Source organism: Sulfurospirillum barnesii SES-3, from assembly GCF_000265295.1.
GTDB classification, from domain to species: Bacteria; Campylobacterota; Campylobacteria; order Campylobacterales; family Sulfurospirillaceae; genus Sulfurospirillum; species Sulfurospirillum barnesii.
In genome coordinates this window covers 1,698,574-1,722,907 of the sequence record NC_018002.1, presented here as the reverse complement: position 1 = coordinate 1,722,907, position 24,334 = coordinate 1,698,574, and the positions used below count along the sequence as shown (strand labels likewise).

Sequence of the window (24,334 nt, the reverse complement as noted above, 5' to 3'; positions counted from 1 at the left end):
CCCCACATTTTTTAATCTTCTTTTAAGGGACATGGGTATATAATTTCGTCCTCGTTTGAGAGAACGGGGTTAAAGAGAAGTACCCAAAGTAGGGGATTTGCTTCAAGTTCATTACCATTTTAACAATGTCAAATTCAATCTTTGAAATCTAAATAAGCGACCTTAGTCAGTGACGCGAAAAAAGAGATTATCAACTCTTTGAAAAAAAAGAGATACTTTAAGTCATTGAAGAAAACACTTCATATGTCAAGGACATTAAAGTTTACGACGCTTTGCGTTGTGCTTTAGGTTTGGTTCTTTAAGATAGCTTTGCTATCTGTTGAAAGAACAACATTTATGGAGAGTTTGATCCTGGCTCAGAGTGAACGCTGGCGGCGTGCTTAACACATGCAAGTCGAACGGATAAAATAAGCTTGCTTATTTTGTTAGTGGCGCACGGGTGAGTAATGTATAGCTAACCTGCCCTTTAGTGGGGGACAACAGTTGGAAACGACTGCTAATACCCCATACTCCTTCTTACTATAAGGTAAGTTGGGAAAGATTTATCGCTAAAGGATGGGGCTTTATTGTATCAGCTAGTTGGTGGGGTAATGGCCTACCAAGGCTATGACGCATACCTGGTCTGAGAGGATGATCAGGCACACTGGAACTGAGACACGGTCCAGACTCCTACGGGAGGCAGCAGTGGGGAATATTGCACAATGGAGGAAACTCTGATGCAGCAACGCCGCGTGGAGGATGACGCATTTCGGTGTGTAAACTCCTTTTATAAGGGAAGATAATGACGGTACCTTATGAATAAGCACCGGCTAACTCCGTGCCAGCAGCCGCGGTAATACGGAGGGTGCAAGCGTTACTCGGAATCACTGGGCGTAAAGGATGCGTAGGCTGTAATATAAGTCAGGAGTGAAATCCAACGGCTCAACCGTTGAACTGCTCTTGAAACTGTTTTACTAGAATATGGGAGAGGTAGATGGAATTAGTGGTGTAGGGGTAAAATCCGTAGATATCACTAGGAATACCGATTGCGAAGGCGATCTACTGGAACATTATTGACGCTGAGGCATGAAAGCGTGGGGAGCAAACAGGATTAGATACCCTGGTAGTCCACGCCCTAAACGATGCACACTAGTTGTTGCGATGCTAGTCATTGCAGTAATGCACTTAACAGATTAAGTGTGCCGCCTGGGGAGTACGGTCGCAAGATTAAAACTCAAAGGAATAGACGGGGACCCGCACAAGCGGTGGAGCATGTGGTTTAATTCGAAGATACACGAAGAACCTTACCTGGCCTTGATATCCTAAGAATCCTGTAGAGATATGGGAGTGCTAGTTTACTAGAACTTAGAGACAGGTGCTGCACGGCTGTCGTCAGCTCGTGTCGTGAGATGTTGGGTTAAGTCCCGCAACGAGCGCAACCCTCGTGTTTAGTTGCTAACAGTTTGGCTGAGCACTCTAAACAGACTGCCTTCGTAAGGAGGAGGAAGGTGAGGACGACGTCAAGTCATCATGGCCCTTATGGCCAGGGCTACACACGTGCTACAATGGCTAGGACAAAGAGACGCGATACTGCGAAGTGGAGCAAATCTTAAAACCTAGTCTCAGTTCGGATTGAAGTCTGCAACTCGACTTCATGAAGCTGGAATCGCTAGTAATCGTAGATCAGATATGCTACGGTGAATACGTTCCCGGGTCTTGTACTCACCGCCCGTCACACCATGGGAGTTGAATTCACCCGAAGCCGGAATACTAAACTAGTTACCGACCACGGTGGGTTCAGCGACTGGGGTGAAGTCGTAACAAGGTAACCGTAGGAGAACCTGCGGTTGGATCACCTCCTTTCTAGAGTATAGGGGCACTATCTCACAATGGTGCTCCGGCGAGCACTTGTCTAGGGAAGCTTATTTAGTTTTGAGAGATTGAATGAAAAAGGGGCTTATAGCTCAGGTGGTTAGAGCGTACCCCTGATAAGGGTAAGGTCAGAGGTTCGAGTCCTCTTAAGCCCACCATGGGGAATTAGCTCAGCTGGGAGAGCGCCTGCTTTGCACGCAGGAGGTCAGCGGTTCGATCCCGCTATTCTCCACCATTTTTTAGAGAGATGGTGAAAGATTGCTAAGAGACATTGTTAGTGAAAATGAGGACACAACGTCTAATATAAGAACAATTTTAGTTGTTTTTATATTAGACTTTTTAGTCTAAGTTTATGTTCTACAATTTAGAATACGATGCTTTGCGTTGTACTTTAGGTTTGGTTCTTTAAGATAGCTTTGCTATCTGGTGAAAGAACATAAAGATGTTATTTAATTTATTATTGTCAAAGTCAACAAAACGCAAAAAAAACAATTTACAACTTGTTAGATGGTTTACATTTAATAAGGGAGTGAAATGTGCATTAGAATACGAATAGGTAAGCTATTAAGAGCGAATGGTGGATGCCTAGGCTGTAAGAGGCGATGAAGGACGTACTAGACTGCGAAAAGTTGCGGGGAGCTGTCAAGAAGCTTTGATCCGCAAATATCCGAATGGGGCAACCCAACTGATAGTAATATCAGTTACCCTGCGGGGAGCGAACCTGGTGAAGTGAAACATCTCAGTAGCCAGAGGAGAAGAAATCAAATAGAGATTCCGATAGTAGCGGCGAGCGAACTTGGAAGAGGGCAAACCTGTTGCTTGCAACAGGGGTTGTAGGACTGCGTTGTAGAATGATGCTAGATAGTAGAGTAACCTGGAAAGGTTAACCATAGCGGGTGATAGTCCCATATACGAAATCTTAAATCATCTTAGCAGTATCCTGAGTAGGGCGGAACACGTGATATTCTGTCTGAAGCCGGGAGGACCACCTCCCAACCCTAAATACTACTTACAGACCGATAGTGAACCAGTACCGTGAGGGAAAGGTGAAAAGAACCCCAGTGAGGGGAGTGAAATAGAACCTGAAACCATTTGCTTACAATCATTCAGAGCCCTATGTTTTATACAGGGTGATGGACTGCCTTTTGCATAATGAGCCTGCGAGTTGTGGTATCTGGCGAGGTTAAGAAAACTCGGAGCCGTAGCGAAAGCGAGTCTTAATAGGGCGAATTAGTCAGATGCTGCAGACCCGAAGCGAAGTGATCTATCCATGAGCAGGTTGAAGCTGGTGTAAGAGCTAGTGGAGGACCGAACTCATTGACGTTGAAAAGTCTCGGGATGACTTGTGGATAGGGGTGAAAGGCCAATCAAACTTCGTGATAGCTGGTTCTCTCCGAAATATATTTAGGTATAGCGTCATGTTGTAGTATACGGGGGTAGAGCACTGATTGGGCTAGGGCCTATACCAAGGTACCAAACCCTGTCAAACTCCGAATACCGTATATGTAATCATGGCAGTCAGGCGGCGGGTGATAAAATGCGTCGTCAAGAGGGGAACAACCCAGACTACCAGCTAAGGTCCCAAAGTGATAACTCAGTGGAAAACGATGTGGAGTTGCTCAAACAACCAGGAGGTTGGCTTAGAAGCAGCCATCCTTTAAAGATAGCGTAACAGCTCACTGGTCTAGCGATTCTGCGCGGAAAATATAACGGGGCTAAAGTTATCCACCGAAGCTGTAGATTCTATTTTTAATAGAGTGGTAGGAGAGCGTTCTAGTCAGCATTGAAGGTGTACCGGTAAGGAGCGCTGGAGCGGCTAGAAGTGAGTATGCAGGCATGAGTAGCGATAAAACGGGTGAGAATCCCGTTCGCCGAAAACCCAAGGTTTCCTACGCGATGTTCGTCATCGTAGGGTTAGTCGGGACCTAAGTCGAGTCCGAAAGGGGTAGACGATGGAAAGTTGGTTAATATTCCAACACCAATTATAGAGCGCGATGGAAGGACGCTTAGGGCTAAACGAGGCAACTGATGGAATAGTTGTTCGAAGGGAGTAGATTAGATGACAGGCAAATCCGTCATCTTTTATTCGAGACCTGACAGGCACTTGATGCTCTTCGGAGTGGATGGTGAATCGTTGATGCCGTCGAGCCAAGAAAAGTTTCTAAGTATATCTGTAATTGCTCGTACCGTAAACCGACACAGGTGGGTGAGATGAGTATTCTAAGGCGCGTGGAAGAATTCTGGTTAAGGAACTCTGCAAAATAGCACCGTATCTTCGGTATAAGGTGTGCCTCCTTCTGTATATGGACTTGCTCCAAAAAGCGGAAAAGGTTGCAACAAAGAGTCCCTCCCGACTGTTTACCAAAAACACAGCACTCTGCTAACTCGTAAGAGGATGTATAGGGTGTGACGCCTGCCCGGTGCTGGAAGGTTAATTGATGGTGTTAGCGCAAGCGAAGCTCTTGATCGAAGCCCCAGTAAACGGCGGCCGTAACTATAACGGTCCTAAGGTAGCGAAATTCCTTGTCGATTAAATATCGACCTGCATGAATGGCGTAACGAGATGGGAGCTGTCTCGACCAGAAATCCAGTGAAATTGTAGTGGAGGTGAAAATTCCTCCTACCCGCGGCAAGACGGAAAGACCCCGTGGACCTTTACTATAGCTTGACACTGCTGTTGGGATAAAGATGTGCAGGATAGGTGGGAGGCTTTGAGGGTGTGACGCCAGTTGCACCTGAGCCATTGTTGAGATACCACTCTTCTTTATTCTGATAGCTAACTGGGACATATTATCTATGTTCAGGACAATGTCTGGTGGGTAGTTTGACTGGGGCGGTCGCCTCCTAAAAAGTAACGGAGGCTTACAAAGGTTGGCTCAGAACGGTTGGAAATCGTTCGTAGAGTATAATGGTACAAGCCAGCTTGACTGTGAGACATACACGTCGAGCAGAGACGAAAGTCGGTCATAGTGATCCGGTGGTTCTGTGTGGAAGGGCCATCGCTCAAAGGATAAAAGGTACCCCGGGGATAACAGGCTGATCTCCCCCAAGAGCTCACATCGACGGGGAGGTTTGGCACCTCGATGTCGGCTCATCGCATCCTGGGGCTGGAGCAGGTCCCAAGGGTATGGCTGTTCGCCATTTAAAGCGGTACGCGAGCTGGGTTCAGAACGTCGTGAGACAGTTCGGTCCCTATCTGCCGTGGGCGTAGGAAAGTTGAGGAGAGTTGACCCTAGTACGAGAGGACCGGGTTGAACGAACCACTGGTGTACGGGTTGTTCTGCCAAGAGCATCGCCCGGTAGCTATGTTCGGATGTGATAACCGCTGAAAGCATCTAAGCGGGAAGCCAACTCCAAGATGAACTTTCCCTGAAGACCTCATGAAGACTACATGTTTGATAGGCTGGGTGTGTAATGGGTGAGAGCCCTTTAGCTGACCAGTACTAATAGGTCGTTTGGCTTACATATTATTACGTATGATAATGCTATTTCACTTCCTTATTAAGTGTAAAGCGTGATGTTGACTAGACAATACTAAAATCACCAAAAGAATGGTGAATTAAGCCTATTTCGTTATAATATGACATAGATTTAATTCACGATTCTGGTGGCTATAGAGAAGAGGAAACGCCCTGTCCCATTTCGAACCAGGAAGCTAAGCTCTTCATCGCCGATAATACTCTCCCTTACTGGGATGGAAACGTAGGTCGCTGCCAGTTCCGTGATTCTTTTTACTTTACTCCTTCATTTCGTCTTATACAAAGGCGGTCTTTCTTGGAAAAAAATCAATCAAAAGCTTATTTATTTGCTATTTCTGCTGTTTTACTTTGGTCAACCGTTGCGAGTGCTTTTAAACTGACATTAGCCCATTTTGATGCGTTACAACTTTTACTGTATGCTTCATTTTTTTCATTATGCGTCTTTTTTATGGCTATGGTGTATCAAAAAAAGTTTTATACGCTTTTGACCTATTCAAAAAAAACCTATTTCTACCTTGCTTTGTTGGGTTTAATCAATCCATTTATCTATTATTTAATCCTTTTTCGAGCCTATGAGCTATTGCCTGCCCAAGAGGCACAGCCTATTAATTACACGTGGGCGTTGACATTGACGTATCTATCTGTGTTTATCTTAAAGCAGAAATTGAGTCTCTATGATTTTCTAGCAGGGCTTATGTGTTACTGCGGCGTTTTAGTGATTTCAACGCACGGTGATCTTTGGAATTTCTCTTTCTCAAGCCTCACAGGTGTTTTTCTAGCGCTTTTTTCGACCGTATTGTGGTCGCTTTATTGGATTTACAATACCAAATTACATGTAGACCCTTTGATTGGGCTTTTTATCAATTTTCTCTTTGGTGTTCCTGCTATTTTACTGTACGCCCTTGTGACATCGCATCCGCTAACCTTTAACATCTATGGTTTTTTTGGCTCACTGTATATTGGGGTTTTTGAAATGGGTATTACGTTTATCCTGTGGCTGCAAGCGATGAAGTTAAGTACCAATACCGCAAAAATTGCTAATCTTATTTTTATCTCACCTTTTTTATCTTTAGTGTTTATCGCCTTCTTTGTAGGTGAAACCATTCTTTTTTCTACCTTTATTGGGTTGATTTTTATTATAATGGGCTTAGTGATTCAACAAAAAAAGAGAGTGATTCGTCAATGAAAAAATGGGTTCAAATCGTAATGATGGTTATGCTAAGTGTGTTTTCTTTACAAGCTGGATTTTTAGAAATGGAGCGCCAAAAAGCGTTGAAGGAAAATAAACTGATTCTTTTAACGCTTGAAAAAGAGGGGTGTCCCTATTGCATTAAGATGCAAAAAGATGTTTTTGGTGTACCAAAATTTAATCAACATATTGCTAAAAACTATTTACATGTAAGCATTAATGGAGAAGATCCAACATTGCCGCAAGCGTTACATGTAAAGTATTTTCCTACGAATTTGATTTTATCACCCCGTGATCTTAGCATTGTAGATGAATTTGCAGGCTATAGTGATCCTCTAAATTTTATAGAGCTGTTAGATATTGTATACACGCAAGAGTTTAAGTAGCTTTAGAATACCGTACGATAAGAGTTGCAATCAAAGTTGCAAACAGTAAGCGTAATCCTACGATAAGCCATGGATTTGCCCCAAAAATGACAAAAAGAAGTGTATCCTCAATAATCGCATGCGCGATCATCAAATACGTCCCAATGAAAAGAATTTCCTTCTTTTTTAAAATCCCTTTTTCATACTCGGAAATTAAAATACCAGCACCATAAGTAATGCCCAAAATTACACCCACGGTAATTGAAAAACCACTGTTCACTTTTTGTGAATGCTTTTCAATGATGGTAAGTGATTTGATAAAGTCAAGAAAAAAGATAAGCAGTGTTACGAGTGCAATAACTTTGAGTGATAGCGAAAGGGATTCGTACAGCGAGTTTTGCACGAGATCAAAGAGCGATTGATACACAGGATGTTCAGGGGTTACCGCCTCTTGGAGAATCTTGCTTGAAAACCAACTCTGCGGAAGCTTTGAAGTAAGTCCGCCAACGAGTAAACCCACACTCAGTCGTAAAAGAATAGAGTAGATTCTTGAAAGTCCTAGACGTTTCATAATCTCCGTTTCAACAATAAGTGCATGGGCTATGCCTAAAAAGACGGCTAAAATCGTCCACTCTTTAGCGTCCAGTCCCAGTGGTGCTGCAAATGCAATGGCCGCATAAAGATTGAGAAAGAGACCACTAACAATGGCAAGGGCTGCCTCTTGAGGGAGTCCCAAGAGTGAAACAAGTGGTTTAAAAATGAAAGTAATGTGTGAGAGAAGATTGTAATAAAAGAGAACATCCGCCAAAATGTAAATAGGAACAATGAGTTTTAGAATCGTCCAAGAACTTTTTAACGATGTTCTAAGTGATTTTTGTACGCTAAATGACATTTTGACTCTTTTTTTAATACTTAATTTATATTAGCTAAGCTATAATACCGACCTCAAACAAATATGTGCGCTCGTAGCTCAGCTGGATAGAGCATCGGTTTGCGGTACCGGAGGTCAGGGATTCGAATTCCTTCGAGCGCACCACTTCATTTAAAACATCTCTTCAAAGAGCCTGTAGGGTGTTTTTTGTAATCCTAAATCTTCATATTTTTTGTGTGTTTCTTTGTCATCTTTATGGACATAAAGTCTAATACCACAGACATCATAGTGTTCCTTAGCTAAACTTTTTGCTTTTGTTAGCAATGCATCATGAATTTCTTTTTCATGGGCATGGTCAGTTACAAAGATACTTTGTATACAGTAAAATGCTCCATTATTCCAATCACTCCATTCACGAGTAATCATTGTCATTCCCACAATAGTATTTTCGAGTGACGCTAATAAATAGAAACCATTATGAAATTTCGCAAAAACTTGATGGACACCCTCTGTCGTTAATGCCAACGAAATGTTTTTATTAATGGTTTCCTTAGCAAAAAGGACATTGAATTGTGCGATGCTGGTTGCATCATCTCTTGTGGCGATACGTACAATAAGATCTTTTAACATGTAGATTCCTTTAAAATATGGTTAACAATTTCCTTACTACCATTGACACGTATCAGTGTTGATAGTTCGTGTGACATTTTCTTCAAATCCAGATACTTGATTTTTTCAAAAAGTATTTTTTCATCTATTGTATTTTGTTGCAGTAGTAGTGCTAAGCCTTTTTCTTCAAGTGTTTTAGCATTATAATACTGATGGTTTGCCGCAGCATGAGGATAGGGGATAAATAAGGCAGGAAGCGCTGTAGCGCAAAGTTCCCACAAGGTACTTGCCCCTGAGCGACTGATAGCAAAATCGGCTTCTTTTAATTTTTGAGCCATATTCGTTGTGAATGCAAAAACATCTGCTGGGATTTTTTCTGTTTCATAAAATTTTTGAATAGCCTCAAACTCTTTATTTCCTGTTTGATGCATAATGGCTATGTTATTTTCATGAAGTATTTTTGCCATTTTAAGCGCTAATTGATTAATAAAGGTAGCCCCTTGACTTCCCCCTAAAAAAATAATTGTTTTTAAATGGGTACGTTCTCTTTTGTACTTAAAAAAGCTTTCGCTCACAGGATAGCTTGTGAGGGTGGCAGATGTATCGTATGCGCTAAAAAAAGCTTTTGAAAAGGGTCGCAAAAGGGTGTTGAGTTTTCCTTGAATCGCATTTTGTTCATGAATATAAAGAGGCAATCTTGACAATAGAGCACCCAGAGAAGCAGGAGCAGCAGAATATCCTCCTACTGAAAATACAGCGTGAATGTTATGTTTTTTAAAAAGCGCTTTACATGTAAAGGAAGAACGCACAATCGTCATAAGTGATAAAAGTTTTTGTATTCCCTTTTTATTGACGACACCTCTGCTCTCTAGGAAGTACTTCTGCTCAAAACCTTCATCGTGTTCAAACCATGCTTTATCTTGACCTGAGTTTGAGCCAATGTAAATGGCTTTAATCCCTCGTTGATTGAGCTCTTCTTTAATTGCCTTTGCAATCACCAAGTGCCCACCTGTTCCTCCGCCTGTAATTGCAATCATAATTTAACCTTTTTACTGATCATGAGTACCATACCAATGCCTACGGAAAGTGCTAAAATAGAGCTTCCTCCATAGCTAATAAATGGCACAGAGATACCTTTGATGGGAGTGATAGATGTAATACCATAGGCATTCATTAAAAATGAAAAAACAATTAAAAGACCAATCCCTAGGGAAAAAAGATAATAGACTTTATTAGAGCTTCGAGAGGCAATTTTAAAAATGCGGTAGATGATGGTAATAATAATAAGTGTTAATCCAAGCACACCTAATGCTCCAATTTCTTCTGCAATACCAGCAAGAACAAAATCGGTATGCACTTCACTTAAGTAGCCTAGTTTTAGCATCCCATTACCAATACCTTCTCCAAAAATTCCACCGTGCTTAATTGCATTAAGTGAGTGGGAAATTTGGTAGGGTTCAGGAGCATCTTCAACCCTTAAGACCGAAGCAATACTTTCAGGGAAAAGTGAAAGTACCATATTTTGTATGGTTGCCCACCATGTTTTAATACGAATAATTCGGTGTGCTGAGCTAAAAATAGCAATTAAAAAGACAAATAAAGAGCCTAAAATTGCAAGCATGAAGAGTTGTAAACTTGTTCCCGCAAAAAATGCCATCACAGCAAGGGTTAGCGCTAGAACAACAACTTGCCCTAAGTCATTTTGCATGACCGCAATAAGATAAATTACTAAGATAAAGAGTGCGAGGTACGGTAAAATAAGCTTAAATTCTTCTTTGAGTGTTTTTTTGTCATTGTTCAGTTTGCGTGCAAAACTCCATGCCAGAAAATAGACAAAACCAATTTTAAAAAATTCAACAGGAGCGAGCGAAAAACCTGGAAGTCTAATCCATCGTTTAGCACCACCTGCTGATGTGACTAAAGACTCTGGTAAGTAGTGCATAACGCCCATCAATAAAAGGCAACTAAGGAAAATACTAAATCCAATCGCACTGAGAAATTTATCAGGATCAAGTTGTGAAAGTGCCCACATAACCGTGACACACACCATACCTACTGCGAATTGGCGAATAAAAAAGTGGTATTCTGAATAATCAAAAAAAAGGGTCGTAAAGACAGGCAAAGAGAGTGAAAAGACAATCCCTACAAAAATGGCAAAGGCACAAAGTGAAAAAAGTATTTTATCTGTTTGCATGGCTTCTTAAATCGTGATGGTATAATTTCTAAGATTTTACATTAAAATAGATTAAACCTTATTATGGCATGATTTGGAATAAAATTTGCTTGTATAAATTATCATTTAAAAAGGGTATACCGATGGGTTTTATAACATCAAAATCAAATCAACTCTTAGAAGCAGGTCTTAATGCAAGAGCGATGCGACAAGATTTGATTTCAAGTAACATCGCAAATATTGATACACCTTTTTACAAAGCACGGGATGTTGATTTTGAGAGTGCCTTGATTGAAAAGAAAAAAGAGATATATGCACAAGAGAGTGCTTCATTAAAATTAGAAATGGCACAAACCAATGCGTCTCATCTCAATGGCATCACAGATTTTGATGATAAAAAAGCAACACTTTACCTTCGGGATGGACATATGGCTCGAAATGATGGTAATACAGTTGATTTAGATGTTGAGACATCAGAATTAGGAAAAAATGCCATGATGTTTGATGCCTTGAGCTCAGGGTTACGTAAAAATGGCTTGATTTTTAAAAGCGTTTTAGAAGCGTCTGAAAAACTATAAGGATAAACAATGGCCTATTTAAGCAGTTTTGATATTAGCAGTTATGGTCTTTCTGCACAACGGTTTCGTATGGATATTATTAGCTCTAATATTGCTAACGCAAATACCACACGTACCAGTGAAGGCGGACCGTATCAGCGAAAAGATGTCGTGTTTAAGGCCGTTGATTTTAGTAAAACGTTGAATGAAAAAATTGCAGAAAATAATAATATGCTTGCCTATGAAAATCCATTGGATGACTCTTTTTTGCAAGAAAATGCCAATCCTGCTATAATGAGTGTTATTGTAGATAAAGTGGTGCGTGATGAGAGTGAATTTACGTATAAGTATGAACCATCTCACCCCGATGCCAATGAAGAAGGATATGTCGCTTATCCCAATATCAACCCAGTGATTGAAATGGCAAATTTAATTGAGGCAACAAGGGCTTATCAAGCCAATGTCTCAGCGTTTCAAAGTGCAAAAGCAATTGCGCAAAGCGCCATTGATATTTTAAAATAGAAAATTTAGGAGATACGTCATGTACAATACTATTGATAAACTTTCATCCTTGACCAATACCTCCAATGCGACACCTGTTTCTAAGACAGCCGATGCAGGGGGAGATTTTTCGAAAATATTGCAAGAGTCTATTGATGAAGTGAATGACAGACAAGTTAAAGGAGATCGTGCTATGGCCGATCTTGCAACAGGTGAAGTGAAAGATTTACATCAAGCAGCCATTGCCATCAATAAAGCTGAGACAAGTATGAAGTTGATGTTGGAAATTCGTAATAAAGCACTGAGCGCATACAAAGAGATTTCGAAAACTCAGATTTAATTTTTGGCTTCCATGGAACACTCTGACACAAAAAAAATCAAAATTCTTTTTTTATTTGTTGTTGTACTTTTAGGTTTTATCATTTTTTTAGGTACCCTTTTTTATTGGGCAACAATAGATAGAAGGCTTCCTAGGCTTGATCATAAAGAGGTCAATTATGCACTCAGAGGTAATATTGTTAGTGCGGATGGTTTTAAACTTGCTACAAGTCAAAAACTCTATAAAGCTTTAGTGGACACTCGAAATATTGATCCTAAAAAATTTGAACTTTTTGTAAAACTCTATAGTCTTTACAGCGGTGATGACCCAAAGGCAGTTGCTGCAACATTAAAAAGTAATTCTGGAAGTACCGTACTCTCGTACCGTATTGATTCAAAAACAGCAAAATACCTTCAAGAACTTTCACGAAAACTTTATAAACTAGGTGTTTTTAAAAGCTATGATGATCCTAAAACGGGTGTGTCATTTTTACATGGGCTTAGTGTCATTGAAAGTGGTGAAGATAGGCTTTATCCTTCAATGGATTCGGTCACACCCGTTTTAGGCTATGTGAAAAAGATCGAGCATAAAAATATTACAAAAACAGCTGGAGTTAAAGGAATTGAGCGATATTATGAAGACAAACTTTCTGCGGCTCAAGATTCTTTGTTGGTTGGGGCAAGGGATATTTCCAATGCTATTATTTTGGATGGAAATAGCATTTCTTCAAGAAGGTTTGATGGGTACGATGTCCATCTGACCCTTTCGCTTAAAATGCAAAAAATTATCGAAAATGTTTTGGATAAACACTCTAAAACATTAGAGTCTAAAGAGGTGATTGTAGGGGTTATGAACAGTGAGACAGGTGAATTACTCATTTTGGCTACGAGTAATCGTTTCAATCCTGATCTCATTGAAAAAAAGGATTATGGTGCTTTAAATATTGCAGCTGTTGAGTACCTTTATGAACCTGGTTCTGTTTTAAAACCTATTGCCTTCGCACTGCTTCTTAAAGCCAATAAAGTCAATCCTTATGATATTGTAAACGTGTACGGAGGAAGTTACAAAATAGGCAACAAGGTTATTACCGATACGCATAAAGCCGATAAATTAACAGCAGAAGACGTGATTGTTGAATCAAGCAACGTGGGTACTGCAATTTTAGCTCAAAAACTTGATGCAGTTGAATTTTATCAAGGTTTGAAAGATTTTGGGTTTTCTGTAAGAAGTGGGGTAGATTTACCCTTTGAAAATCCTGGGATTATTCCTGCAATGAACCGTTTTAACTCACCCATTTATAAAGCAACTGTTTCGTATGGGTATGGTATGAATGCTACCTTTATGCAAGTACTAAAAGCGTATAGTGTTTTTAACAATAATGGGCGTATCTCAACGCCTCGTTTGGTTAAAAAGATTGTCTCACCCTCTGGACAGGATCTTTATCCTGAAAAAGCAGCTGAAAATCAAATTTTACCTGTATCGGTTGCAAAACGGGTGCAAAAAATTCTCATTAAGGTTGTGCAGGAGGGTACGGCAAAGGGTACACGAATGGAAGGCTTGGAAATTGGCGGAAAAACAGGTACTGCACATATTGCTGAGGGTGGAGAATACGTGCGCAGTTACAATGGCTCTTTTTTTGGCTTTGCTAATGACAAAAACAATCGTTTTACTATTGGGATTTTGGTACGAGAAGCGAAAAAAAGACATGCTTATTTTGCAGCCCAAAGTGCCGTGCCTATTTTTAAAGAGGTGGTCGAAAAATTGGTAGAAAACGGCTATTTAACGCCGTCTTCTGAGCTTCAAGTAAGTCCTGTTAAGAGCAAAGTTCCTTAATACACGCCACAAACGCATCATCATCATTGGGGCATTTAGCCACCAAATAGCGCTCAAAGCCTAAGTGGTGGGCTACTTCTGCATACTCCATACTCAGCTCAAATTCTGTTTCAGAATTATCAATGGTAAAAGAGAGGGGTACAATGAGGGCATTTTTATTTTGAAGGGATGAGAGCTTTTGCTCTAAAGAGGGTTCTAGCCATTTGAGAGGTCCTAATTTAGACTGATACGCAAGATGAATCGCTTTAAAATGAAGCCCTTGCTTTTCCAAAAGTTCACTCAAAATCTTTACATGTAATTCAATCTCTTTTTGGTAAGGATCACCCTTGTCGACGATTTTTTGAGGCAGAGAGTGTGCTGAAAAGATAAGCTCTACATGATGCGCTTCATTGTCTTTTAATGCTTCTTTGATTTTATGAACGATGAGGTTATTGTAAGAAGCATTCTCGTAGAAACGCTCAATCACACGGATCTTTCCTTGATAGCCAAGTGTGTGTGCAACGTCCATAAAATCTTCAACAGAGGATTTTGTTGTTGTTGTTGAATAGTGTGGATAAAGTGGCAATAAAAGCACTTCGTTTATTTCTTTTGCGATTAATTCACGAATGACACCCTCACAAAAAGGAGGTGTGTAGCGCATGGCAAAGCTTACATGTAAAGAAGGGAGTTTTTTTTGCACTTTAGCGACGAGCTTTTGCGTGTATCCTACAAGAGGCGATTTACCTCCAAGTTTGGCATAATTGGCTTGTGCTTTTTTGGTGCGTGAAGCAGTGATCATAAAAGCAATAAAGCGTCTTAGAAGGGTACTTTTTGTGGTGATGATATTTTTATCATTGAACATATTGCTGAGGAAAAGTTCTACCTCTTGCAGATTATTAGGCCCTCCCATATTGAGGAGGATGAGTGCTTTTTGTGCCATTTTTATTTCTTCTCCTTTTTCGTTTTAAGTGCTATACCATGGCACAAATAGTCTTCATCGTTTGCAACACGAGCACATTTTTCACAAATAAACGTCGGTTTTGAGACGATTTTAATAAGTTTTTTCATCATGCTTTTTACGTCATCTTTTTTGAGTGCACAGAGTGGTTTACATTTTGCCATTGTTGATTCCTTTTACATGTAAAAGTCTAGCATAGAAAAGAAAACAACGGTTACATGTAAAGGCTTTAAACTCCTTTTTTGTATAATTGCCTCATTTTATATTGGGAGCATTTTGTATGACGCATGCCTTTAAAATCGTTCTTTTCTACCTCACAATGTTTTTATCTTTAGGTCTGTTTTGGTTTTGGATGGCAAAGCCTTCTAGTGATCTGATAACCTTACCTGATGATGTGAAATTACAATGCCTCTCTTATGCCCCTTTTGGTAAAGATGACTCACCTTTTGATATTCCAAAGGGTTTTCGTCCCTCCAAAGAGCAGATGGAGAATGATTTAGCAAAACTTTCAACCCTCACCAAATGCATTCGTACCTATTCGAGTGTTGGTTTGGAAGAGCTACCTGCAATAGCTCGTAAAAATGGTTTAAAACTGTGGCTAGGGGCATGGGTCAGCAGTGATGCAAGCCTCACGCAAAAAGAGATTGATACGGTCATTGCGTTGGCTAAAGAGTATCAAGAAGATGTTGAAACGATTATTGTTGGTAATGAGGCACTTTTACGTCGGGATGTGAGTGCTTCGCAGCTGGTAGATTATATTGAACGTGTGAAAGAAGCGTTGCCTGATATGGTGGTAACGTATGCGGATGTTTGGGAATTTTGGAATAAACACCCTGAGATTGCTCCCTCGGTAGATCGTGTGACGATTCACATTTTGCCCTATTGGGAAGACAAGCCAATTAGCGTTGATAAAGCACTTTTACATGTAAAGAATATTTACAACGAAATGAGTCAAAAAATATCCAATAAAGAGATTGTCATTGGAGAGACGGGATGGCCAAGCGAGGGGCGAATGCGAGAGGGAGCCTATCCAAGTGCTGTCAATCAAGCGATTTTTACGAGAGGTTTTGTAAAAATGGCTGAGGAAAATGGCTGGAAATATAATTTTATTGAGGCCTTTGATCAGCCGTGGAAACGCATCAGTGAAGGTGCTGTGGGTGGATATTGGGGTCTCTTTGATGCAGAGCGTATGGATAAGCATATTTTGCATGGATTTGTTTCTAATTTCCCCAATGCCCTTTGGCTGTTTGCGGGAAGCTTTATGCTTTCACTGGTTGGATTGATTTGGTTATGGGGAATTCCTACGTGTACATGTAAAAAAGCACCTGTATGGTTTGCAAGCTTGTTTGGAGGCGCTGTAGCACTCATATGGCAAGCCAATATGTATTGGATTGTCTCTCGCAATACCTTAGAGTATGTTTGGGCGATTATCTGTTTGAGTGTGGCGTTTATTTTATGGCTTAAATTGGTTCAATTTCTTATCACCGAAGAGATAAGCCTTCGTGGTTCTATGGCACGTTTTATGAATGTTATTACGCTAGGAGAGCCTAAAGCAGAGACGTTTTGGGAAGATGCTTTGCATCTTTTAAGTGTCAGTATCGTCCTAATAATGGCGCTTTCCTTGGCATTTGACGGACGGTATTTAAATTTTGAATTAGGTACATTAGCCATTATTGCCATTACGTATGCCGTTGCATATGTGAGTACAGAGCGTTTGGAATTAAATGGATTGATGGAAAAAGTCAGTGGCTTGGCACTGTTTGTCGCTGCTTTGGCTGTTTTATTGCAAGAGAGTGCCCGTAATGGATTTGCGCTGAATTGGGTGATTTTAGTGGTGATGTTTGGCTCAACATTATGGCTTTCTAAAACACGGTTATGTGGAATTACGAAAAGCTTTTTAGTATTGATTGCTAGTGCTCTTTTATTTGTTTTAATCAAAGAGGGTGTTTATGTCAAAGAATCTCTCATTGGAATCTGTGCCGCAGATGCTATGCTTCCCATCTGTCAATTTAGAGCGATGTTGGGGAAGGTGATTTATCTCAATTATATAGGGCTTTTTGGGAGTTTGGTTGCCATCTTTAGTGTGCTTTCTGGAAGTTATATTTTAGGGATGCTTGCTATGATAATGGGGCTTTTTTGCCTTTTAACCTTTAATGGTTTTTTAGGGGCGATTATTCTTGTGCTAGGATGGTGGGCTGTTGGATACCGTTTGAACGAGACGTGTACACTGTAGAGCGTTTAATGATAGCCTTTAGGTTTTTTGGCTAAAATAGATGAATTTTTGATAATAAAATAGGACGAAAATATGGATGTTAGAGCTGAGTTTTTAAAGTTTTTTGAACAAAAAGGTCATAAGGTGATTGAGAGTTCTCCTTTGGTACCAGATGATGCAACCTTGTTATTTACCAACGCAGGCATGGTTCCTTTTAAGAGTGTTTTTACAGGCGAAGTGCCTCGTCCCAACCCTCCACGTGCGACAACGTGTCAGACATGTATCAGGGCTGGTGGTAAACACAATGATCTTGACAATGTCGGCTACACAGCGCGCCATCACACCTTTTTTGAAATGCTTGGAAACTTCTCTTTTGGTGATTATTTTAAAGAAGATGCCATCTCTCATGCGTGGGAATTTGTGACCGAAGTGCTTAAACTTCCTAAAGAAAAACTTTGGGTAACCGTTCATGAGAGCGATGATGAGGCTGAGGCGATTTGGAAAAAACACATCGATGCGAGTCGCATTATGCGTTTTGGCGATAAAGACAACTTCTGGCAAATGGGCGATACGGGACCATGTGGTCCGTGCAGCGAAATCTTCATCGATCAGGGAGCTGAGAACTTTAATACGCCTGAGGATTACATGGGAGGAGACGGAGACCGTTTCTTAGAGATTTGGAACCTTGTTTTTATGCAGTACGAGCGAGATGCTTCTGGTGTGCTTCATCCTCTTCCAAAACCTTCCATTGACACAGGTATGGGATTAGAACGTGTAACAGCGGTGAAAGAGGGCGTTTTTAGTAACTATGACTCTTCACTCTTTATTCCTTTAACAAACAAAGTGGCAGAGTTGTGCAGAAAGCCGTATGCGTATGCAACGGGTGCGAGTTACCGTGTGATCGCCGATCATATTCGTGCGGTTTCATTTTTGGTCGCACAAGGAACCACCTTTGGTCGCGTGGGTCGTGGGTATGTACTTCGAAGAATTTTACGCCGAGCGGTTCGACATGGTTATTTGCTAGGACTTCGTGAGCCGTTTATGTACAAGCTCTTAGATACTTTATGTGATCTTATGGGCAAACAGTACCCGTACCTTGTCGCTAAAAAAGAGGTGATTGCAGAGCAGATCAAAAATGAAGAAGAGAGCTTCTTTACGACCATCGCTTCAGGACTTGAACTCTTTGAAAAAGAACTCCCCAATACCAAAACGATGTTTAGCGGCGAAGTGGCGTTTAAACTTTACGATACCTATGGTTTCCCTCTTGATCTCACAGCGGATATGCTCAGAGAAAAAGGTTTAAGCGTCAACGAAGCGGAGTTTGAAGCTTTGATGGCGGAGCAAAAAGCACGTTCCAAAGCCTCATGGAAAGGCAGTGGCGATAAGGCAACCCAAGGTGAGTTTAAACCCCTTCTTGAAAAATTTGGCGTAAACACCTTTGTGGGTTACACACAAAAAGAAGCGAAAACAAAAGTCTTAGCACTGCTTGATGAGAACTTCAAAGAGGTTCAAAGCTTAGACGAAAATGGTTGGGTGATGTTTGAAACCACTCCTTTTTATGCGATGAGCGGTGGACAAAGTGGCGATGAGGGTGAGATAAAAGGATATGGTAAAGTCATTGATACGAAGAAATTTTTTGACCTCAATCTCTCTTTGGTAGAACTTGAAAAACCTTTACATGTAAACGATGAGGTTCATCTTGTGGTTGATGTGTCTCGTTTGGAAATTGAAAAGCATCACAGTGCGACACACCTTCTTCACAGTGCGCTTCGCACCGTTTTAGGTGAGCATGTCTCACAAGCGGGAAGTTTGGTAGAGAAAGAGCGCCTTCGCTTTGACTTTTCGCATCCAAAAGCACTTAGCAGTGAAGAAATAACTGCTATTGAAGCGTTTGTAAACCGTGTGATTGCCAGTGGTGTTGCAGGTGAAACCAAATTGATGAATATTGAAGAGGCTAAAACAAGTGGAGCGATGGCTCTTTTTGGTGAAAAATATGGCTCTGAAGTACGTGTGGTGAGTTTTGGGGATGCCAGCATTGAGCTATGTGGTGGAACACATGTGGAAAATGTGGCGAACATTGGAAGTTTTTTTATTTTAAAAGAGAGCGGTGTCAGTGCAGGTGTGCGTCGTATTGAAGCCATTTGTGGAAGTGCAGCATTGGCATATGCACAAAATTTACGCTCTGAACTTGAAATGATTAAAGAGAGTGTCAAACACAAAGAGCCTTTGATTGGTATTAACCGCCTTAAAGAAGAAATTAAAACCCTTAAAGTTGAAGTAGAATCACTGAATTCTCAAGCAGGTAAAGCTGTTGAGTCTTTACATGTAAACGGTGTTGAACTTATTGTTGATGTGTTGGGTGCTGGCGATATTAAAGCACGTATTGATGATTTGAAAAATGAAAAAAGCTCTGTTGCTGTGCTCTTATTGCAAGTAAAAGATGACAAAGTCTTGATCGCAGCAGGCGTTAAAAATGCGCCAATTAAAGCAGGGGCGTGGATTAAAGAGATTGCTCCAATTGTCGGCGGTGGCGGTGGAGGAAGAGATGATTTTGCACAAGCTGGTGGAAAAGATGCTTCACGGATTGAAGAAGCTAAAAATGCTGCATTAGCCTATGCTAAAGCACTTCTTTAAGGTCTAAAATGAGAGATTTTTTTATTGAAAGTTTTAGTGATTACAGCAGGGTCATTATTTTTTTTCATGTCATAAGTTCAGCATTGCTTATTGGTAGCATGTTTATGATTCGTTTTGTGGTGCATCCTGTACAAAAAAAGATCTCTGATATTAAAATGCGATTTGAAACATGCATGAAAATTATACGTAGTTATATGTTTTTTTCTGTACCTATCATGCTCGTCATTATTTTTACTTCAGTCTTTATGCATATAGGCTTAGGTTTTCGAGGGGGCAATCCCATTACCAATGTGATGGTTCACACCAAAGAGGCATTGTGGACATTTATTGCGTTTAATATGATTTATATGTATTTAAAATACCGAAGAGCAAAAAAAGGTTTAGTGGAAGAAAATTATATCGAAGTAGAAGAAGATGTGGTTTTAATTGTTCGTTACCTTATCCCTCTCAATCTTCTTTTAGCAGCCATTTCTGCTTATTTTGGCGTTATTTTACGAGGGTTTTAAGCATGCAACATATTGTTTTAGGCTCTAGTTCACCCACCCGTGCTGAAATATTAAAAGCGCATGGGATTGCTTTTATTCAAAGGGAGTGTGGTTTTGATGAAGAACAACTTTGTATCTCAGAGCCTGCCCATTTTGTTTATCATGCGACGAAGGGAAAGATGCAAAGTTACTTGGAACATTATGATTTAGAGCTTCCTGTATTATGTGCCGATACCGTTGTCACTGCAAATAGAGAAATTTTACGAAAAGCCAAAAATGTAGAGGATGCTAGACGTATTTTAACGCTTCAAAGTGGTAATACCGTGAGTATTTTAACCTGCATGATGTATAAATCCAAAACCTTTGAACTTATAGATCTTAGTGCAACACATTACCTTTTTAGACCGTTTGATAAAGCATCCCTTGAAGCTTATTTGCAAGGGGAAGAATGGAAAGGAAAAGCAGGGGCATGTATGGTTGAAGGATTTTGCAAATCGTATATTAAAGAGGTCGTAGGATTGCAAAGTACTGCTATGGGGCTTAGCATTGAAAAGCTCATACCTTTTTTATCCCATTCATGATGTATCAAAATGAATTAAGCGCACTTGCTAAGTCCAATCGTATACGAACACGCCATCTATACGATGAATCTTTGGCGGATTTTAGCTCCAATGATTATTTAGGATTGGCAGAGAATAAAAAACTTTTTGAGCGTGCGGTAACACAGGTTAGCATGTATAAAAGCCATGCGCCTAAAGCGTCTATGGTTGTCAATGGGTATCATCCGATTCATCAAACATTTGAAGAGTTTGTAGCACGCACCAATGGCTTTGAAGCGGCTATGGTGTGTGGGAGTGGCTTTTTAGCCAATTTTTCACTCATTGAAGCATTGCCTCGTAAAAAAGACCTATTGATTTTAGATGAAGAGTATCATGCCAGTGGTATGGTTGCTTCAAAAACAATTGATGCGCAAGTGTTACTTTTTACTCACAATGACGCAAACCATTTGGAACATCTCATTAATACCCATACGCATAATCGCATTATTATTGCGGTTGAGGGTATTTATTCTATGAGTGGGGACCTACTCAATCGTGAAATTTTTGAGGTGGCGAACCGTTACAATGCGCTCTTAATTGTGGATGAAGCGCACAGTGTAGGTGTTTTGGGTGAGAATTTACGAGGTGTCTTTGATCTGTTTAACATCACTCCAGAGGCAAATCACATCAAAATGGGAACGCTTGGAAAAGCACTTGGCAGTTATGGGGCGTATATTTTATGTTCTAATCACATTGCAGAATTTCTGCAAAACCGTGCCAAAGCGATGATTTATACAACCGCTCCCTCTTTGTTTGATATTGCGCTTGGGTATCAAGGATTTTTATACCTTTTGAGACATAAAGAGTCTATCAAAAAAGAGATTGCTAAACGTCAAAGGATTATTGCTGAGGGTTTAGGTATAAACATGCAAGGGCTCATTTGTGCTTATACACTTGATGCGGGGTGTGATGCTCTTGCGGTGCAAGAGAGATTCATTCAGAAAGGTTTTTTGGTCGGTGCCATTCGCCCGCCTACGGTTTTAAAGCCTATATTGCGCTTGATTCCTAGATTGGGTGAATCAGCAGAAGCATTGGAATCTCTTTGTAATGTGATTCAAAAGGAAAAATGTTGAGCTTTACATGTAAAGAGCTTTTAATTAAAAGCAAAGAGAAAGTTTTACTCAATGTGAGCTTCTCCTTTGAACGCTCATTTGCTTTCATTGGCGAGAGTGGTAGTGGCAAAAGTTTAACCCTAAAAGCACTCTTAGGGATGCTTCCTCGTGAATTAAGTGTTAGCTTAGACTATCATGCCTCCTATACATTACAACGAGGGGAGAGTATAGCCTTTGTTCCTCAAAATCCTTTTACGGCACTCTCTCCTTTAAGTAAGATTGAAAGACAATTTATGGCATCACGTAAGGCGGCGTGTGGCTATTTGGAAATGGTAGGTTTAGAGGAGCACTTTTTAGATCGCTTTCCATCAGAGCTAAGTGGGGGGCAGTTGCAACGTATTATTATCGCAATGGCGCTTAGTCTTTCGCCACGTTTGCTTTTATTGGATGAGCCGACTACTGCCTTGGATGAAGAGAGTAAAACCGTTGTGCTTGCTTTGATTAAACAATTGCAAGAACGCTGCGGATTTGATCTTTTGTTTGTCACGCATGATGTCGCAACCATAGAAAATCTGTGTGAAGAAATAGGTATTATCCAGCAAGGGCGTATGGTGGAATACGGTATGACGCATGAGGTCTTAAATGATCCAAAAGCGAGTTATACCCAACAACTTTTAAGCTCAGGATTTAGACAAAGGAGTTTTCGAACGTGAAATATATAATGAGCATTTTAATGATGGTTCTATTTGCAGTGGTTTTAGCAATAATTTTTTTATATGCACAAATTCGTTTTGATGCACACAAGATTATTGAATACAATCCAAAATTAACCACACAAATTTACGATAGAAATGGGGAGCTTATTGCCAATTTATTTGAGGAAGAGCATCGTTTGTATGTCCCATATGAGGAGATTCCAGCCCGTGTGATTGAGGCATTGGTTGCGACAGAAGACACCTCCTTTTTTGAACACGGTGGGATTAATATTGAAGCCATTTTTAGAGCTTTAATCAAAGATATTAAAGCCATGAAATTGGTGGAGGGGGCAAGTACTATCACGCAACAGTTGGTAAAAAATACGGTTTTAACACGCCAAAAAACCCTGACTCGAAAAATCAATGAAGCCGTTCTTGCGTATACTATCGAAGCAGAATTGAGTAAAGAAGAGATTTTGGAGCGCTATTTTAATCATGTCTATTTTGGTCATGGTTATTATGGGATTAAAACAGCAGCCCTTGGCTATTTTAATAAATCACTGGATAGATTGAGCCTTAAAGAAATTGCGATGCTTGTAGGTCTTCCTAAGGCACCCAGTTCGTATGACCCTACCCGTCATATGGATTTGTCTTTAAGCAGAGCCAATCAAGTTGTCAATCGTATGTATACCATTGGATGGATTAGTGAGAGCGAGTACACCAAAGCAACGTTAGAGCATCCTGTGGTCTACGATGAAACCCTGACACGCAATAAAGCACCCTATGTGGTGGATGAGGTGATTAAATCCTTGTTGCCAGAGTATGAAGATATTAAGCGTGGTGGGTATCAAATTTATACCAGTATTGATTTAAAACTTCAACACTTAGCCCACGAATCACTCAATGTTGGCTATCAAGGCATGGTATCACGGGCTGGGAAAAATGCAAATCTTTCAGAACTCAATGGTGCGATGGTGGTTGTTGAAAATACTACAGGCAATGTGTTAGCACTTGTAGGAGGGATTGATTATGCTAAGAGTAGTTTTAATCGTGCCACCCAGAGTAAACGTCAACCAGGCTCTAGTTTTAAACCCTTTTTGTATCAAAAAGCATTGGATTGGGGGTATTCTCCTTTAAGCGAAATTCCTGATATTTCACGCACGTATGTTAACAGTGAGACCGATGAAACATGGACACCTAAAAATTACGAAAATAACTTTGAAGGGCTTATCACTTTAAAAGAGGCAATTGTACATTCTCGCAACCTTGCAACCATTAATCTTCTCTCTCTTTTAGGTATGGATAGTGTACATAAAGAGCTTAAAAAAGATGGTTTTAAAAATATTGCAATGGATTTAACCCTTGCTTTAGGAAGCTTTGGTATTTCACCCCTTGAGTACAGTGGTTTTTATTCGATGTTCCCCAACTATGGTGTGAAAGTAGAACCTATTTTGGTCAAATCAGTAATAACCCGTACGGGAGAAGAAAAGGTATATCTTCCTAAAACACAGACTATCACGTCTGCTAAACAGAGTTTTTTGATGATTGATATGCTAAAAGAGGTTGTCAAGCGTGGAACAGGCCGTAATGCGCAGGTTTCTGGCATTGAAATTGCAGGAAAAACTGGCACAACCAATAGCAATGTGGATGTTTGGTTTTGTGGATTTTCTCCTGATATTGAAGTGTTGACATGGTATGGCAATGATAATAATACACCTATGCACAAAGGCGAAACAGGTGGTCGTGCAGCAGCCCCTGCATTTAAACATTTTATGGGTAAATACCTGGAATTACATCCTGAAACGACCCGTACATTTAAAATACCTGAGGGCGTTAATGCTCGAAAAGTAGATGGCACAACAGAATATTTTACAGATGTATCGCCTTTACCAAAGTCAAGTGTGAGAGAGTTGAAAGAAGAGGGTGGATTGATTTTTTAGTTTGTTTGTAGTTTACATGTAAAGGGGATTTCT

19 protein-coding genes, 3 tRNA genes and 3 rRNA genes are annotated in these 24,334 nt (G+C 40.3%); 19 read left to right on the top strand and 6 right to left on the bottom strand.

The annotated features are described in order from the left end of the window. Window positions 1–333: 333 nt before the first annotated feature. The 7 genes from SULBA_RS08670 to SULBA_RS08640 all read left to right on the top strand — a co-directional run bounded on the left by SULBA_RS08670 (window position 334) and on the right by SULBA_RS08640 (window position 6,905). Window positions 334–1,842, top strand: a 16S ribosomal RNA gene (locus SULBA_RS08670). Between the two features lie 90 nt (window positions 1,843–1,932). Then, window positions 1,933–2,009 (top strand) — tRNA-Ile (locus SULBA_RS08665). 1 nt (window position 2,010) lies between these two features. Then, window positions 2,011–2,086: transfer RNA gene (locus SULBA_RS08660), tRNA-Ala, on the top strand. A 319-nt stretch (window positions 2,087–2,405) separates the two neighbouring features. Further along, a 23S ribosomal RNA gene (locus SULBA_RS08655) occupies window positions 2,406–5,319 on the top strand. Window positions 5,320–5,454: 135 nt separating this feature from the next. After that, window positions 5,455–5,570 (top strand): 5S ribosomal RNA (gene rrf / locus SULBA_RS08650). The 16S, 23S and 5S rRNA genes sit together here with 2 tRNA genes alongside, the layout of an rRNA operon. Before the next feature lie 55 nt (window positions 5,571–5,625). After that, window positions 5,626–6,516 (top strand): DMT family transporter, encoded by an 891-nt coding sequence (locus SULBA_RS08645; RefSeq protein ID WP_014769911.1) that lies wholly within the window; start codon window positions 5,626–5,628, stop codon window positions 6,514–6,516. Further along, window positions 6,513–6,905: a thioredoxin fold domain-containing protein gene (locus SULBA_RS08640; RefSeq protein WP_014769910.1), complete on the top strand. Its 393-nt coding sequence runs from the start codon at window positions 6,513–6,515 to the stop codon at window positions 6,903–6,905. The genes SULBA_RS08645 and SULBA_RS08640 overlap by 4 nt, the downstream gene beginning before the upstream one ends. Here the strand turns inward: SULBA_RS08640 and SULBA_RS08635 are convergent. After that, on the bottom strand, window positions 6,898–7,776 hold the full coding sequence (locus SULBA_RS08635) for a nucleoside recognition protein (RefSeq protein WP_014769909.1): 879 nt from the start codon (window positions 7,774–7,776) through the stop codon (window positions 6,898–6,900). The two genes, SULBA_RS08640 and SULBA_RS08635, sit on opposite strands and share 8 nt — an antisense overlap. A gap of 67 nt (window positions 7,777–7,843) precedes the next feature. Here SULBA_RS08635 and SULBA_RS08630 point away from each other — a divergent pair. Further along, a tRNA-Arg gene (locus SULBA_RS08630) sits at window positions 7,844–7,920 on the top strand. Window positions 7,921–7,926: 6 nt separating this feature from the next. Here SULBA_RS08630 and SULBA_RS08625 read toward each other — a convergent pair. Genes SULBA_RS08625 through SULBA_RS08615 form a run of 3 tightly spaced genes read right to left on the bottom strand, consistent with a single transcriptional unit; the run spans window position 7,927 to window position 10,558 of the window. Continuing rightward, on the bottom strand, window positions 7,927–8,385 hold the full coding sequence (locus SULBA_RS08625) for a GNAT family N-acetyltransferase (protein ID WP_014769908.1): 459 nt from the start codon (window positions 8,383–8,385) through the stop codon (window positions 7,927–7,929). Continuing rightward, window positions 8,379–9,401 (bottom strand): undecaprenyldiphospho-muramoylpentapeptide beta-N-acetylglucosaminyltransferase, encoded by a 1,023-nt coding sequence (gene murG / locus SULBA_RS08620; protein ID WP_014769907.1) that lies wholly within the window; start codon window positions 9,399–9,401, stop codon window positions 8,379–8,381. Before murG ends, SULBA_RS08625 begins: the two co-directional genes overlap by 7 nt. Then, window positions 9,398–10,558, bottom strand: a complete 1,161-nt coding sequence (locus SULBA_RS08615) for an FtsW/RodA/SpoVE family cell cycle protein (protein ID WP_014769906.1) — start codon at window positions 10,556–10,558, stop codon at window positions 9,398–9,400. Before SULBA_RS08615 ends, murG begins: the two co-directional genes overlap by 4 nt. Window positions 10,559–10,680: 122 nt before the next feature. Here SULBA_RS08615 and flgB point away from each other — a divergent pair, with 122 nt between their 5' ends. From flgB to SULBA_RS08595, 4 genes are read left to right on the top strand one after another with little or no spacing between them, the layout of a single operon-like run. Next, the gene (gene flgB / locus SULBA_RS08610; RefSeq protein ID WP_014769905.1) at window positions 10,681–11,115 is read left to right on the top strand and encodes a flagellar basal body rod protein FlgB; all 435 of its coding nucleotides are present in this window, start codon (window positions 10,681–10,683) and stop codon (window positions 11,113–11,115) included. A gap of 9 nt (window positions 11,116–11,124) precedes the next feature. Further along, window positions 11,125–11,616: a flagellar basal body rod protein FlgC gene (gene flgC / locus SULBA_RS08605; protein ID WP_014769904.1), complete on the top strand. Its 492-nt coding sequence runs from the start codon at window positions 11,125–11,127 to the stop codon at window positions 11,614–11,616. A gap of 19 nt (window positions 11,617–11,635) precedes the next feature. Beyond that, the gene (gene fliE / locus SULBA_RS08600; RefSeq protein WP_014769903.1) at window positions 11,636–11,935 is read left to right on the top strand and encodes a flagellar hook-basal body complex protein FliE; all 300 of its coding nucleotides are present in this window, start codon (window positions 11,636–11,638) and stop codon (window positions 11,933–11,935) included. A gap of 12 nt (window positions 11,936–11,947) precedes the next feature. Further along, window positions 11,948–13,747 (top strand): peptidoglycan D,D-transpeptidase FtsI family protein, encoded by a 1,800-nt coding sequence (locus SULBA_RS08595; RefSeq protein WP_014769902.1) that lies wholly within the window; start codon window positions 11,948–11,950, stop codon window positions 13,745–13,747. Here SULBA_RS08595 and hemH read toward each other — a convergent pair. Both hemH and SULBA_RS08585 read right to left on the bottom strand, forming a co-directional pair. Continuing rightward, window positions 13,728–14,666: a ferrochelatase gene (gene hemH, locus SULBA_RS08590; protein ID WP_014769901.1), complete on the bottom strand. Its 939-nt coding sequence runs from the start codon at window positions 14,664–14,666 to the stop codon at window positions 13,728–13,730. The genes SULBA_RS08595 and hemH overlap by 20 nt on opposite strands. 2 nt (window positions 14,667–14,668) lie before the next feature. Continuing rightward, window positions 14,669–14,848, bottom strand: a complete 180-nt coding sequence (locus SULBA_RS08585; protein WP_014769900.1) for a hypothetical protein — start codon at window positions 14,846–14,848, stop codon at window positions 14,669–14,671. Between the two features lie 116 nt (window positions 14,849–14,964). Here SULBA_RS08585 and SULBA_RS08580 point away from each other — a divergent pair, with 116 nt between their 5' ends. The 7 genes from SULBA_RS08580 (at window position 14,965) to SULBA_RS08550 (ending at window position 24,301) form a co-directional block, all read left to right on the top strand. Next, complete coding sequence (locus SULBA_RS08580) at window positions 14,965–16,917, top strand: glycoside hydrolase family 17 protein (protein WP_014769899.1); 1,953 nt, start codon at window positions 14,965–14,967, stop codon at window positions 16,915–16,917. A gap of 72 nt (window positions 16,918–16,989) precedes the next feature. Beyond that, complete coding sequence (gene alaS / locus SULBA_RS08575; RefSeq protein WP_014769898.1) at window positions 16,990–19,530, top strand: alanine--tRNA ligase; 2,541 nt, start codon at window positions 16,990–16,992, stop codon at window positions 19,528–19,530. An 8-nt stretch (window positions 19,531–19,538) separates the two neighbouring features. Beyond that, on the top strand, window positions 19,539–20,036 hold the full coding sequence (locus SULBA_RS08570) for a hypothetical protein (protein WP_014769897.1): 498 nt from the start codon (window positions 19,539–19,541) through the stop codon (window positions 20,034–20,036). Between the two features lie 2 nt (window positions 20,037–20,038). Further along, window positions 20,039–20,596, top strand: a complete 558-nt coding sequence (maf, locus tag SULBA_RS08565) for a septum formation inhibitor Maf (protein ID WP_014769896.1) — start codon at window positions 20,039–20,041, stop codon at window positions 20,594–20,596. Then, window positions 20,593–21,687: an aminotransferase class I/II-fold pyridoxal phosphate-dependent enzyme gene (locus SULBA_RS08560; RefSeq protein ID WP_014769895.1), complete on the top strand. Its 1,095-nt coding sequence runs from the start codon at window positions 20,593–20,595 to the stop codon at window positions 21,685–21,687. Before maf ends, SULBA_RS08560 begins: the two co-directional genes overlap by 4 nt. Further along, window positions 21,681–22,379 (top strand): ATP-binding cassette domain-containing protein, encoded by a 699-nt coding sequence (locus SULBA_RS08555; protein WP_041671836.1) that lies wholly within the window; start codon window positions 21,681–21,683, stop codon window positions 22,377–22,379. Before SULBA_RS08560 ends, SULBA_RS08555 begins: the two co-directional genes overlap by 7 nt. Window positions 22,380–22,387: 8 nt before the next feature. Further along, complete coding sequence (locus SULBA_RS08550; RefSeq protein WP_156790570.1) at window positions 22,388–24,301, top strand: penicillin-binding protein 1A; 1,914 nt, start codon at window positions 22,388–22,390, stop codon at window positions 24,299–24,301. Window positions 24,302–24,334 lie beyond the last annotated feature (33 nt).

Excerpts from the sequence above, each read along its gene's own strand:
- SULBA_RS08640 (WP_014769910.1), top strand. The coding sequence starts at position 6,513 with ATGAAAAAATGGGTTCAAATCGTAATGATGGTTATGCTAAGTGTGTTT.
- SULBA_RS08635 (WP_014769909.1), bottom strand. The coding sequence starts at position 7,776 with ATGTCATTTAGCGTACAAAAATCACTTAGAACATCGTTAAAAAGTTCT.
- SULBA_RS08625 (WP_014769908.1), bottom strand. The coding sequence starts at position 8,385 with ATGTTAAAAGATCTTATTGTACGTATCGCCACAAGAGATGATGCAACC.
- murG (WP_014769907.1), bottom strand. The coding sequence starts at position 9,401 with ATGATTGCAATTACAGGCGGAGGAACAGGTGGGCACTTGGTGATTGCA.
- SULBA_RS08615 (WP_014769906.1), bottom strand. The coding sequence starts at position 10,558 with ATGCAAACAGATAAAATACTTTTTTCACTTTGTGCCTTTGCCATTTTT.
- flgB (WP_014769905.1), top strand. The coding sequence starts at position 10,681 with ATGGGTTTTATAACATCAAAATCAAATCAACTCTTAGAAGCAGGTCTT.
- flgC (WP_014769904.1), top strand. The coding sequence starts at position 11,125 with ATGGCCTATTTAAGCAGTTTTGATATTAGCAGTTATGGTCTTTCTGCA.
- fliE (WP_014769903.1), top strand. The coding sequence starts at position 11,636 with ATGTACAATACTATTGATAAACTTTCATCCTTGACCAATACCTCCAAT.
- SULBA_RS08595 (WP_014769902.1), top strand. The coding sequence starts at position 11,948 with ATGGAACACTCTGACACAAAAAAAATCAAAATTCTTTTTTTATTTGTT.
- hemH (WP_014769901.1), bottom strand. The coding sequence starts at position 14,666 with ATGGCACAAAAAGCACTCATCCTCCTCAATATGGGAGGGCCTAATAAT.
- SULBA_RS08585 (WP_014769900.1), bottom strand. The coding sequence starts at position 14,848 with ATGGCAAAATGTAAACCACTCTGTGCACTCAAAAAAGATGACGTAAAA.
- SULBA_RS08580 (WP_014769899.1), top strand. The coding sequence starts at position 14,965 with ATGACGCATGCCTTTAAAATCGTTCTTTTCTACCTCACAATGTTTTTA.
- alaS (WP_014769898.1), top strand. The coding sequence starts at position 16,990 with ATGGATGTTAGAGCTGAGTTTTTAAAGTTTTTTGAACAAAAAGGTCAT.
- SULBA_RS08570 (WP_014769897.1), top strand. The coding sequence starts at position 19,539 with ATGAGAGATTTTTTTATTGAAAGTTTTAGTGATTACAGCAGGGTCATT.
- maf (WP_014769896.1), top strand. The coding sequence starts at position 20,039 with ATGCAACATATTGTTTTAGGCTCTAGTTCACCCACCCGTGCTGAAATA.
- SULBA_RS08560 (WP_014769895.1), top strand. The coding sequence starts at position 20,593 with ATGATGTATCAAAATGAATTAAGCGCACTTGCTAAGTCCAATCGTATA.
- SULBA_RS08555 (WP_041671836.1), top strand. The coding sequence starts at position 21,681 with ATGTTGAGCTTTACATGTAAAGAGCTTTTAATTAAAAGCAAAGAGAAA.
- SULBA_RS08550 (WP_156790570.1), top strand. The coding sequence starts at position 22,388 with ATGAGCATTTTAATGATGGTTCTATTTGCAGTGGTTTTAGCAATAATT.